Genomic DNA, 12,476 nt, shown 5'->3' with positions numbered 1-12,476 from the left:
GGATGAATCAATGGAGATTTTTATGAGGGAGCGCATCTATCACTTTGCACTCAACCACCCCATTATCGTCTCTCTTTTCAGCTTATTGCTGATCGTTGCTGCCGCAGCGGGAGGGAAAAATTTGGTGTTCAAGAGTGACTACCGCGTGTTCTTTAGTGAGGAGAACCCGCAACTAACGGCTTTCGAGTCGATGCAAAAGGTTTACAGCAAAAGCGATAACGTCGCATTTGTTGTGTCTGCCAAATCAGGCGACCTTTTCACTCCAGAGCACCTTGCCGCAATCCATAGCTTAACCGAAAGCGCTTGGCAGATTCCCTACTCGAACCGAGTTGACTCAATCACCAATTATCAACATACCGTCGCCGAGGAGGATGACTTAATTGTTGAGGATTTGGTGCTAGAAACCGAAGACCTGCCCAATGCCGATATGGCAAAACTTAAAGCGGTCGCTACCAAGGAGCCATTGCTGGTCAATAAGATTGTATCGCCCGACGGCAGCGTCACTATCGTCAATGTGACTGTACAACTCCCAGGCGTCAATCCTGTTGAAGAGCTACCCGAGATTATGAGCAAAGTGTATGAGGTACGCGATGCTTTCGTATCCGCCAACCCTGATTTGGAACTGCGCCTATCAGGCATGGTGGTGATGAACAATACGTTCGCTCAATCATCTCAGAACGATGCAATGACACTCATTCCACTCATGTTCGCCATGGTGGTACTGAGTATGATATTTCTATTGAAAACAATCAGCGGCACATTAGCGACCGTTGTAATCATTATCACAACCATTGCCGCAACGATGGGGCTTGCAGGATGGGGAGGCATCTTCTTAACTGGTGCCACGGCAAGCGTGCCAACCATGGTTCTTACCCTTGCGGTGGCAGATTGTGTTCATATCCTAACCACCTGTTTTTACGAAATGCGCCACGGAGCGACGAAAAAGAACGCACTGGAAACCAGCTTGCGTATCAACTTTGGGCCCATCTTCCTCACCAGTATCACAACCGCTATCGGCTTCTTGAGCATGAACTTCTCAGACTCACCGCCATTCCGCGACCTCGGTAATATGGTAGCCAGCGGCGTAATGATCGCCTTTGTACTCTCCATCACGCTTTTCCCAGCCCTACTGATGTTGCTACCCATGAAGGTTAAACAACGTGAAGAGGGGCATTCGGACAAGCTGGATTACCTCGCAGATTTTGTTATCAGCAAGCGTAAAGTTTTGCTCCCGAGTATGGCTGCTGTCATCATCGGCTTGTTACTGTTTGTGCCTCAAAATGAGCTAAATGACGACTTCGTAAAATACTTCGATACGTCTGTGCCATTCCGCCAAGCGACAGATTACATGCAAGATAATCTGTCGGGGATGACTACTATGGAGATCTCCATTGATGCGGGCGCATCCAGTGCCATTAATGAACCCGAATTTTTGCATGCCACGGAAGCGTTTAGCGAGTGGCTACGTCAACAACCTGAAACTGATCACGTCAACACGCTGACCGACACCATCAAACGCCTAAATAAAAACATGCATGGCGATGATGAGTCTTACTACCGCCTGCCAGAGTCACGGGAGTTATCTGCCCAATACCTGCTGTTGTACGAAATGTCGCTGCCCTATGGCCTCGACCTCAACAACCAGTTGAACGTTGATAAATCATCCCTGCGTATCGTGGGTACCTTCGAGAACATCACCAGTAACGACCAGATCTTGCTAGAAGAGCGTATCTATGATTGGTTTGACGAGAACGCTCCCCAGTACCAAGTCCATGTGGCCAGCCCAAGTTTAATGTTCGCTCACATCGGTAAGCGCAACATCGAAAGTATGCTCTGGGGTATTACCCTAGCGCTGATCCTGATTTCAGCGCTGCTGGGTGTCGCACTCAAATCGGTGCGCTATGGCTTCATCAGCCTGCTGCCAAACCTTGCACCTGCGGCGATGGGTTTTGGCCTTTGGTACTTTATCGACGGCCAAGTCGGCCTAGCGCTCTCGGTTGTGGCGGGCATGACGCTGGGTATTGTGGTTGATGATACCGTGCACTTCCTGAGCAAGTATCGCTATGCCCAAACTCACCGTGGCAAAGACCCTGTCGAGGCGGTGCGCTACGCTTTTGCGAGCGTTGGTCGCGCGCTTTGGATTACCACACTGGTGCTCGTCTTTGGCTTTATGGTACTGGCACAATCCAGCTTTAAAGTGAACGCGGATATGGGCTTACTTACCGCCATCACTATCTTTATCGCGCTAATCGTTGACTTCCTATTCCTCCCACCGCTGCTAATGCTGCTGGATAAAGGCAGCCGCAACAAACAAAACTCTGGAGCAAACGCATGAACTTAGCTATGACATCTCTATCAACGTTGATGGCTACCCTTCTCGTTGCAACGCCATTGATGGCACAAACAGACGCACAAGCTGAAAAAGGTCTAACGATCTCGAAAGAATCAAAAGCACGTGACGAGGGCTGGGGGGATATGCAGGCCGACATGCTCATGGTCCTGCGCAACAGCCAAGGCGAAGAGAGTATCCGCGAAATTCGCCTCAAATCCCTTGAAGTCGATAACGACGGCGACAAAAGCCTCAGCATTTTCGATAAGCCGCTGGATGTAAAAGGTACCGCATTTCTGAGCTTCTCCCACCCCGTCGGCGCCGATGACCAATGGCTCTACTTGCCCGCGCTCAAGCGAGTGAAGCGTATTGCATCGCGCAATAAGTCGGGGCCATTTATGGGTTCCGAGTTCTCTTATGAAGACCTCGCATCCTTCGAGATCGAGAAATACACCTATAAGTACATCAAAGATGAAGCGTGCGGCGATGATACCTGCTTCGTGGTAGAGCAGTATCCCGTTGATAAATACTCAGGCTACACCCGCCGTGTGGTCTGGATTGATCAATCAGAGTACCGCCTGCAGAAAGCAGTCTTCTACGATCGTAAAGATGCGCTACTCAAAACTTTGACCTACCATGATTATCAGCAGTACCTTGATAAATACTGGCGCGCTGACCTGATGAAGATGGTGAACCACCAAACAAACAAAAGCACCGATCTAAAGTGGAACAACTACCAGTTTAAAACAGGCCTAAGCGATAGTGATTTCAATAAGAACACGCTAAAAAGAGCACGATAAATGGAACGATCTACGCCTAAACGTCTCGCTGCGCTGTGCTTTTGCACCGCGCTAGCGGGTTCTGCCTACGCGCTTGAAATGGATGCCACCGGCAAGGTGACACTTGAGGGGCGCGCCTTCTTTGATGATGGCGCCTACCCCGAGCAGAGCCAAAACAGCAACCTCTCAGTTACGATCGAGCCGGATCTCTACTGGGAAACTGACGACCGCAACCACACCTTCTACTTCAAGCCTTTTTTGCGCCTTGATCAGCACGATGACGAGCGCACCCACGCTGATATTCGCGAGCTGAGTTGGACCTACTACCAAGGCGATTGGGAACTGCGTGCCGGTTTAAGAAAGGTGTTTTGGGGCGTCACGGAGTTCCAGCATCTTGTGGATGTGATCAACCAAACCGATGGTGTTGAGGATATCGATAACGAAGAGAAGCTCGGCCAACCGATGATCAACCTTTCGTTGGTACGCGATTGGGGTATCGTTGATCTTTACCTGCTTCCGGGCTTTAGAGAGCGCACCTTCGCCGGCGCAGATGGCCGCCTAAGAGGGCCATTGGTGGTCGCAACGAATGAAGCGGAATATGAGTCAGGTGCCGGTGATCATCATACAGATGTTGCTGTGCGCTGGAGCCATACCATTGACGCTTATGATATCGGCGCGCACGTTTTCCACGGCACCAACCGCGACCCGATTCTCTCGCCGCGAGTCATCAACGGCCAAACCGTGCTCGTGCCCTACTACGAGCAGATGACACAATTTGGCGTTGATCTGCAAGCAACGCTAGATAGCTGGCTTTGGAAAGCTGAAGTTCTATGGCGCGACACCGACCGCGAGGACTACTGGGCCACCCAAGCGGGATTTGAGTACACCTTTTATGGCATCAACGAGTCTGACGCCGACCTCGGGGTACTGCTCGAATACGGTTGGGATGAGCGCGGCACCGATGCCACCAGCCCATTCCAAAACGATCTCTCTTTGGGTGCACGCCTCACCCTGAACGATGCACAAAGCAGCGAACTGCTTGCCGGTATCATCTATGATCTGGACTACGACAGCACCACCTTCCAAATCGAAGCGAGTCGACGGCTGGGCGCACAGTGGAAAGTCAGCCTGGACTTACGCTACTTTGATGCCAACGACACCCGCGACCCATTAACCGCCTTCAATGATGATAGCCACATACAGCTAACTATTGAGCGCTACTTCTAATGCCGCTGGTTTCACATCTAAAAACACACTAACAAAAGGCCCGTTACGACATCTAACGGGCCTTTTCTTTGCTCCCTATCAACATGATTCCCAATTAGTTGTGTTAGAATCTTCAGAAACTTACATTTAATCATAAGTAAGATCTTGACGATGGAATTGACGCCTCAACTTGAAGCTTTTGTTTTTCATTTCGGTGAAATGGGTAGCCGCTGGGGCTTCAACCGCACCGTTGGCCAGATGTACGCCCTAATGGTCATCAGCCCTGAGCCACTAAACGCCAACCAGATCTCTGAAGCACTCAGTGTTTCACGCGGCAATGTCAGTATGGGCATTAAAGAGCTCCAATCTTGGCAGCTCATCCAACAACACCACATCCCCGGCGACCGCAAAGAGTACTTCTCGCCAAAAGGCTCCATCTGGGAGATGGCCAGCACAGTATTTGAAGAGCGCCGCAAACGCGAGGTAGACCCAACTCTGCAACTGTTGCGCGGTGCACTCGACACCCCACCTAAAGACGCCGCAGAGTCTTACGCCCAAGAGCGTATGCAAGAGATCCATGATCTACTCGAAAGCGTGACTGAGTGGGCGGGCGAGCTACAACAGATGGACCCTGAAAAACTACGCACCCTCATGAAACTGGGCGCAGGCGTTACCAAAGTGCTCTCGCTTAAAGAACAGCTGCTCGGTAAAGGCGATAAGAGCTAGTAGTTAGGCCGCACCGATCCACTTGGCTATGCCTTATCAATCGGTATAGCCAAGTATATATTGCCTATTAACACTCATCGTTTTACCAAGTGAGGCCCATTCAACCTAAAGGCATAAACAACGATCAAGAACCTTACGGCAAACTAAATAAGCGGCAACCACTTCCCACATCCCCAGCATAAACGATATACGCTCTACTAAACTATTCGCCCTCTCTTTCAGTAAACACCGCTGTTGCAACCAGCCAAGGCGTTGATGTCCGCTTCCGTCCTATTTTAGACCGAGAGCTATCTCATCTCCGGTATTGATCTTTGGAACACTATCGCTAACTTAATCAGTGATAGAGGGAACAGGTGATGACGACTACCGCATTACTCGTAATTGATGTGCAAGAGTCCTTTAAACATCGGGATTACTGGAACGAAGCGTACTTCGCGCAATATCAAGCAAAGCAGAACCAGCTTATCAGCCATGCTCGCCAGAAAGGATGGGAGGTGATTTTTGTACTACATAACGAGGAGAGTGGCGTTTTCTCTCCGGCGTCCGGTTACGTCCGTTTAATGGACTTTCTTGATAAACAAGCAGATGATCTGGTGTTTAATAAACATGTGCATAATGCATTACTGGAAAGCGGCTTACACGAACACTTACAGGCACAGCAGATCACTAAACTGATCATCAGCGGGATTCGCACCGAGCAGTGCTGTGAGACCACCGCACGGGTTGGTAGTGACTTAGGATATGAGATTGAATTTGTTGTAGATGCCACCCTCACCTTTCCAATGCATGACCCTTTCACTCAGCAAGAGGTCGGTGTTGAAGAGATTAAGCAGCGCACGTGTCTGGTGTTGAATAAGCGCTTTGCAACCATTCGCAGGACAGAGGAGTATGCAGACTAAGCGGCGTCGGATCTATCTGTTGGTGTTGCCCAGAGTTCATCTGCTTGATCTGGCAGCACCAGCACAAATTTTTGCCCACCCAGCTCTAGAAGACACCCTAGAGCTGCATTACATCTCGCCCACGCCGGATGTGTGCTCGAAGCAAGGGCTACATCTGGCGCGGTTGGAGCCATTGCCTGTAGCCGTCCATCCAGACGATTGGTTGCTGCTGATTGGTACTAGCCGCCTTGATCGGCACCTTCATGAGGCGGCTTATCAGCAAGCGATTAGTTGGTTAGCAGATGCTGGAATGCAATGCGGTCTGTTGGCTGGGATCTGCTCCGGTACGATGCTCGCAGGTAAGGCGGGGCTATTGGATGGCAAACGCTGCACAACACACCACGATTTAACTCGTACGCTGGCTCAGGTTGCACCTAAGGCGCTCGTACAGGAGGACTGTATCTTTATCGCTGATGGGCATATCTGGACCAGTGCAGGTATTACCACCGGTTTGGACTTGTGCTTACAGCTGGTCGCCGAGCATTGGGGCCAGAACAGCGCGCTCACCATTGCCAGAGAGATGGTGCTTTACCAACGCCGTTCAGGAAACGAACCACAACTCAGCTTTTGGCTACAGCACCGCAACCATACCCAATCGCGCATCCACACCGTGCAAGACTTGATTATGCAAGCTCCTGGGCAAGATTGGAAAATCGCTCAGCTCGCCGAGATGGTTTACCTCAGTGAGCGGCACCTGCGGCGCCTATTCACCGAAGCTACCGGCTTTAGCGTACAGCAATACCTTCAACAGGCCCGGGTGGAGCTCGCCCGCCAGTTGCTAGAGCAGACTAGCTTTTCGCTGGATATTGTCGCTGAGCGCTGCGGTTTTGCAGCAGAACGAAGCCTGCGCCGCGCGTGGGAGCAATGGATGGACGGCACGCCCAGCAGTTATCGCAAAGCCTTTACCCAAGCGGATCACAACCCACACTGAGCCGCTGCACACAAGTCGCTATGCGACTGTCAGCCGCCTGTATCGTATTGGCGGCTGACCTGCTTAGCCTATATCACAGCTGACCTGTAAGCAGTGCGTAGGCGGTTTCGATTCCGAGATCCTCTTCAGCTTGGCGCTGCGCGCGATCAAGATAAGGCACCTCAATATCCACCGCTACACCTTGGTGCTCTAACCACTCACCTTCTGGGGTGTAGTAAAATTCATTGGATAACGTAAACACGATGCCACTGGGCAAACGCTTTTCTAAGGCGTCAGAGAACTCCCCTTGTGTGCTTTCCCCTATCAGGGTGACGTTCGGTAAAGCGCGCATCCCTACTGTAAACACCTCGGCAGCACTGGCGGTGGTGTTGCTGGTAAGCAGCACAATAGGTTGATGATAGGTAACGTTGGCGGGTAAAACGCGCACCTCTTTCAAGGCCGTTTTGCTCGCACCTAATCGCGCCTGCTTAGAGAACATCAGTTGCTCGTTTTGGATAAAGTACGAGAACAGCTTCATGCTCGCATAGTCGTTACCGCCAACGTTGCTGCGGATATCGACTATCAAGCCGGCGGTGTCGCTCATGTCAGATAGCACCGTTTGCATCGCTTGCTCTATCGCGGCCAGCTCAGAGGCAGGAAACTCATCTCCTGCGGCGAAATCCTGCATGCCGCTGATCTCTAGATAACCAATATTGCCTTGCTTGAACCAGTTAATGTTGCCATTGGCCGCGGACTTAACCTCGCTCTCGGCATAGCTGGTGATGATTTCAGCACTCAATTCAAGTTGTTCGCCCACATACGTATTTATGGTCTCGATGTCCGCATCCGAAAGCGGTTGGGCGATGTTGTACTGTGTAATCGCCTCTTGCACCAAGGTGCTGATAAAGCTCGGCTTGTTCTCAAAGCTCACCTCTTGCCCATCAGAAGAGGTAATGGCGATATGCCCGTCCTTGAGTGGCTGGACCGATTGATACAGCACGTCTAAAAACGCAGCTTGCGTCATGGAATCCTGCAAGTTCGTCAGTGCTTGTTGGCGGACACTGTACCAGTCCACACCTTTTAGCTCGAAAGAGAGGTAATAGTCGCTGAAAGTTTGCCAGAATATCTCATAATCTGAGAACCAATCTTGCTGATAGCCCGCCTCACCCGCTTGGACAGACGGCGTTTTGCAGAGCTCAGGTAAGCCTGCGATGGGTTGAAAGCGCAAACTCGGTGCATGAAACGTGGGAGTTCCGTCTTCGATAAGCGCCAAAATACCATCACTACCGAGATCAAAGAAGCGTTCAAAGTCCTCCTCGTCAACGTCATCTAGCCGCTCGTTCACTAAGCAGCTAGCCTGTGTGTAATCGTAAAAAGTGATATGGGTATTGTCGATCCAAGCGATTTTTCCATACCCTACCGCTTGCCAAAATCCGTTAAGTGGATTGCCCGAACCCGTGGCAGAATCCGCCGAATGACTTGATCCGCCTCCGCATCCAGATAGCAAACTAACAACCGCTCCCGCGATAAGAACAGATCGGCCAATATGAGTAAGTAGGTTCATTCCATGCCTCAAACATGCTATTTGTTTAAAGGCGAAATTATCTTTACTTACAGTGAGTTAGTCGTCTTATCCGGCAGGATAGGACACCCAAAAAGGCTATTTTAGGTGTTCTTTTTTATACTGGCTTGGCGTCACACCGGCATGTTTCTTAAACGCCGTATAGAAGGCAGATTTGGAGTTGAACCCTGCGGCCATCGCAACTTCAATCACGGTTAGCGCAGCCTCTTTGTCTAACAACAAAGCTTGAGCCGCCTGGGTTCGGTAGCTGTTAATGAAGTCAAAAAAATTATTACCGGTTTGTTCATTAATCGCCTGCGAAACATAGTGAGGAGGCAAGCTAAGTAGATAAGCCAACTCCGTGAGTGTGAGCTGCGGCTCAAGGTAGAGCTTCCGCTGTTCAACCTGTTGTCTTATCTCTCTGATCAACTGCCCGCTCATCTCAGCATCAACAGCCGACTTTGCATACTTAGATTCAACAACCATGGCTGGGGTTGTTTCTTCCGTCGGCTCTGGCTGAAGATCGCTGCTCGCAGGTACTGGCTCTGATGGATTCCGCGCTTTAAAAATCTCAGGCTGCTGCAATCCTCGATACCCCATCAGGTAGATCAGCAACAGCATAGAGAAGCCAAGCACGTGCTCCATCCAGCCTCTCAACAAGGTTTCAGTCACCACATACAGTAGATAGATCGTCAACAAAGAGATCAGCAAACGCTTTAACCAACTCAAGTTGATCTGCTCTATCTCAGAATAGTTGTTCAAGATTGATATCGAGTACCGCTTTAAATGCCATATCGACAGGCCAAGATAGATGGCAATACTTGCGAATGCGAGTACGGTTTCAAAGTCATCCAATAACCACGCAATCACTAACTGGCTGTAGCTCAGGCCGTGCGAGTTGGCACTGCCATCAAACACGATAGGATCAAGCCCGATAATCAACTGTTGTGTGTCCTGCGGTAGCACCAACAAAGACCATGTCACCACGATATGTAGCAAGCCAGGCAAAAAATGCAGCTGCTGCCGCCGTGAAAGTTGGCTCGGCGAGGGCCGCGTTAGCTCAATGCAGTAAAGGAAGATCAGCGGACCATAGAAAAACTCTTTCGGCCACAACAAGGTTGTGATGACCGGCCACTGCTCTGAAAGACCCGCAGTGTCCGCAGCATAGTCTACTAATGCAAGGCTAAAAAGCAGCGTTAGCAGGCAAAGATATCGGTTGGCTTGGTGATCACCCAGCTTAGAACGATACAGCAGTAGCGTAAGGAAAAAACCTTGGCTGGCAGCAATAATGTAAAGCACAGCAAGCGCTGATTGCAGAAGATCCATCACGTTATAAAAGTTCTAGTTAGTGGCCAAGGTTTAGGTGACATCCATTATCGGCAGCCATGATAAAACGCTTCAACCAGCTCTGCTAGCCCCACTTGCGTACGCAGATATCTCCCTTTTTTAGGAGGATGGTTCACTCGCGTCTCCCGCTTTCGCTGAATCACACCAAAGGGCGCGTGAGCGTAGTGGTGAATATGCTAAACTATCACGCTTTATGGGCGGCTGCTGTTGGAAATGCAGCTGATACAGGCCGCCCCACTTTATCTCGTCATAACACGCGCCCGACTGGGCCAAACACCAAGGATGATAGCTTGAAATATCAGGGAAAACTGACCCACTGGAACGATGACAAAGGCTTTGGTTTCGTCGAGCCTAACGGCGGCGGAGAGCGCTCTTTTGTCCATATCAAATCCTTCAAAAAGCGCTCGCGAAGACCTATAGAGGGCGATCTAATCGTCTATCAGCAAGTGAAGGACGCAAAAGGTAAATTCAAAGCGGTGAACACCATGCTCATCGCAGATAGAAAAGCCAGTTTAAACACGCCTAAAAAGCGCAGCAAAACCGGTGCTCCAAGTAAGTTCGCGGCATCCATTGCACCTGTTTTCTATTGTGTCTTACTCGGTGCCGTGTTGTTTAGGCTAATACCGATTGAGGTTTTATACCTTTATCTTGCAACGGGCTTGGTGACCTTTGTGCTCTATGCGAAGGATAAATCAGCAGCGCAAGCAGGAGGCTGGCGCACGCCAGAGAGCCAGTTGCACCTACTGAGTTTGATTGGTGGCTGGCCAGGCGCTTATTACGCGCAGCAAACCCTTCGGCATAAGTCCGCAAAAAGGGAATTTCGACAAGTATATTGGGCCACGGTGGTCATCAATATCGCCGCGTTTGCATGGTTATTCACCCAACAGGGTCGCCATTTACTGGCGGGCCTACTCGCTTAGATGCTCGCCAACGTTTTGGCAGCTATTGATGTGCAGTGCTCTCTCGTGCTGCACAAAATGACTGACCTTTTAGCAAGTTATCATTTCAATAGCATGCTGTTTAAGCGTGCTTGATAATCACCTAGCTGCGGGAACTGTTCGGCCACCCATGCAGGATTATGATAAGTATCCATATAACGCTGCCCGCCATCACAGATTAATGTCACTAGCGAACCTTGCTGTCTTGCCGCTCTCATCTTGATCGCCAGCGTTAACATGCCCCACAGATTGGTTCCGGTTGATGCACCGGCACGAATCCCCGTTTGCTGCTCTAACCAACGCAGTGCTGCGATGGATGCAGCGTCTGGGACTTTGTGCATTTGATCGATCACCTCCGGCATAAACGATGCTTCCACCTGAGGGCGGCCAATTCCCTCGATTTTACTACCGCACGCCAGTGTCAGCGATCGATCTTTGCTACGCCATGCGTCGAAGAAGACTGAGTTATCAGGGTCCACAACATGTAACTGCGTAGCAAAGCCTTTATAGCGGATATAACGGCCTAGTGTTGCTGAAGTGCCGCCGGTGCCTGCGCTCATCACAATAGCAGAGGGAATGGCGTGCGGCTCGTTCTGCATCTGCCGAAAGATACTTTCAGCAATGTTGTTATTACCCCGCCAGTCGGTAGCTCGTTCTGCAAAGCGGAACTGATCCATAAAGTAACCGTGGGTATGCTTAGCCAGCGCAATCGACTCAGCATGCATCTGCGTTGGACAGTCGACAAAATGGCAGCGTCCGCCATAGAACTCCACCTGTGCAATCTTAGACTGAGCAGTTTTGCGCGGCATCACCGCGATAAAAGGCAGGCCCAGCATTCGAGCAAAGTACGCCTCTGATACAGCAGTACTGCCAGAAGACGCCTCTATCACAGTCGTGCCCTCTTTGATGTGCCCGTTACACAGGGCATATAAAAATAGTGAGCGGGCCAGCCGGTGTTTTAAGCTACCAGTTGGGTGGGTGCTCTCATCTTTCAGGTACAGATCGATTCCAGCCAACTCTGGCACATTGAGCTTAATCAGATGCGTATCAGCTGAGCGTTGCGTATCGGCCTGAATCTGCTGCACAGCCCATGCTACCCAGCTACGCGCACTGCTATCTGTCATCGTCTCTCTCCTGTTTCAATACCCATGATCTAATAGGCTTAGTGTCGCGGTTTTACCGGAGAATTAGTTTTCTTTCTGATAGAAAAAATGGAATATTTATAGAATGATTTTCCAACTTAGACACCAATAAGAGAATAAACATGCTCGATAGCATCGATAAGCGCATTCTTGATCTCTTGCAGCGGGATTGTACCCTCTCGGTGAGCGATATTGCAGAACAGGTGAACCTCTCCACCACCCCATGCTGGAAACGCATCCGCAAGTTAGAGACCGAAGGCTATATTAAAGCTCGGGTGGCCTTGCTCAATAGCCGCAAATTAGGTGCGGGTGTCTCGGTATTTGTGCACATCAAAACGAAGCACCACGATGCTCAATGGTTGACACAATTTGCCGAAACGCTGCAGCAGTTTGATGAGATTATGGAGTGCTACCGCATGGCTGGCGAGTGGGATTACCTGCTGCGCGTTGCCACCAGTGATATCGAATCCTTTGATCACTTCTACAAGCAGTTGATCAGCGCCGTGGATGGTCTGGCCGATGTGACCTCTAGCTTCGCGATGGAGGAGATAAAATACACCACCCGCTTACCGCTAAAGTAAGTGTTGGGCGCTACCTCCA

General features: G+C 50.4%; 11 protein-coding genes. 8 read left to right on the top strand and 3 right to left on the bottom strand.

Features of this window, described 5'->3' with window-relative positions:
* Positions 1–22: 22 nt before the first annotated feature.
* The 6 genes from EOE65_RS03890 (at position 23) to EOE65_RS03865 (ending at position 6,909) form a co-directional block, all read left to right on the top strand.
* On the top strand, positions 23–2,335 hold the full coding sequence (locus tag EOE65_RS03890) for an efflux RND transporter permease subunit (protein WP_127692974.1): 2,313 nt from the start codon (positions 23–25) through the stop codon (positions 2,333–2,335).
* On the top strand, positions 2,332–3,129 hold the full coding sequence (locus EOE65_RS03885; RefSeq protein ID WP_127692973.1) for an outer membrane lipoprotein-sorting protein: 798 nt from the start codon (positions 2,332–2,334) through the stop codon (positions 3,127–3,129). The genes EOE65_RS03890 and EOE65_RS03885 overlap by 4 nt, the downstream gene beginning before the upstream one ends.
* Entirely contained in the window at positions 3,130–4,335 is a 1,206-nt protein-coding gene (locus EOE65_RS03880) for a hypothetical protein (protein WP_127692972.1), read from the top strand. It abuts the gene before it with no gap.
* 150 nt (positions 4,336–4,485) lie between these two features.
* Complete coding sequence (locus EOE65_RS03875) at positions 4,486–5,040, top strand: GbsR/MarR family transcriptional regulator (RefSeq protein WP_127692971.1); 555 nt, start codon at positions 4,486–4,488, stop codon at positions 5,038–5,040.
* Positions 5,041–5,396: 356 nt separating this feature from the next.
* Positions 5,397–5,939, top strand: coding sequence for an isochorismatase family protein (locus EOE65_RS03870; protein WP_127692970.1), 543 nt, complete (start codon positions 5,397–5,399; stop codon positions 5,937–5,939).
* Positions 5,929–6,909, top strand: coding sequence for a GlxA family transcriptional regulator (locus EOE65_RS03865; RefSeq protein ID WP_127692969.1), 981 nt, complete (start codon positions 5,929–5,931; stop codon positions 6,907–6,909). Before EOE65_RS03870 ends, EOE65_RS03865 begins: the two co-directional genes overlap by 11 nt.
* A 73-nt stretch (positions 6,910–6,982) precedes the next feature.
* On the opposite strand, the gene EOE65_RS03860 is transcribed toward EOE65_RS03865, so the two are convergent.
* On the bottom strand, positions 6,983–8,452 hold the full coding sequence (locus EOE65_RS03860; protein WP_127692968.1) for a S41 family peptidase: 1,470 nt from the start codon (positions 8,450–8,452) through the stop codon (positions 6,983–6,985).
* A 96-nt stretch (positions 8,453–8,548) separates the two neighbouring features.
* A complete protein-coding gene (locus EOE65_RS18185) occupies positions 8,549–9,775 on the bottom strand; it encodes a helix-turn-helix domain-containing protein (protein ID WP_240656915.1) in 1,227 nt (408 codons plus the stop codon).
* A 194-nt stretch (positions 9,776–9,969) separates the two neighbouring features.
* Between EOE65_RS18185 and EOE65_RS03850 the strand changes: the two genes are divergently transcribed.
* On the top strand, positions 9,970–10,716 hold the full coding sequence (locus tag EOE65_RS03850) for a DUF1294 domain-containing protein (RefSeq protein ID WP_206052597.1): 747 nt from the start codon (positions 9,970–9,972) through the stop codon (positions 10,714–10,716).
* An 80-nt stretch (positions 10,717–10,796) separates the two neighbouring features.
* Here EOE65_RS03850 and EOE65_RS03845 read toward each other — a convergent pair whose 3' ends face one another.
* Positions 10,797–11,858 (bottom strand): PLP-dependent cysteine synthase family protein, encoded by a 1,062-nt coding sequence (locus EOE65_RS03845; RefSeq protein WP_127692966.1) that lies wholly within the window; start codon positions 11,856–11,858, stop codon positions 10,797–10,799.
* A 140-nt stretch (positions 11,859–11,998) separates the two neighbouring features.
* On the opposite strand from EOE65_RS03845, the gene EOE65_RS03840 reads away from it, so the two are divergent.
* Complete coding sequence (locus EOE65_RS03840) at positions 11,999–12,457, top strand: Lrp/AsnC family transcriptional regulator (protein WP_127692965.1); 459 nt, start codon at positions 11,999–12,001, stop codon at positions 12,455–12,457.
* The last annotated feature ends 19 nt before the right edge of the window (positions 12,458–12,476 follow it).

This window comes from Neptunomonas marina, from assembly GCF_004005935.1.
Classification (GTDB): Bacteria; Pseudomonadota; Gammaproteobacteria; order Pseudomonadales; family Balneatricaceae; genus Neptunomonas; species Neptunomonas marina.
This window is presented reverse-complemented; position numbering and strand designations above follow the sequence as displayed.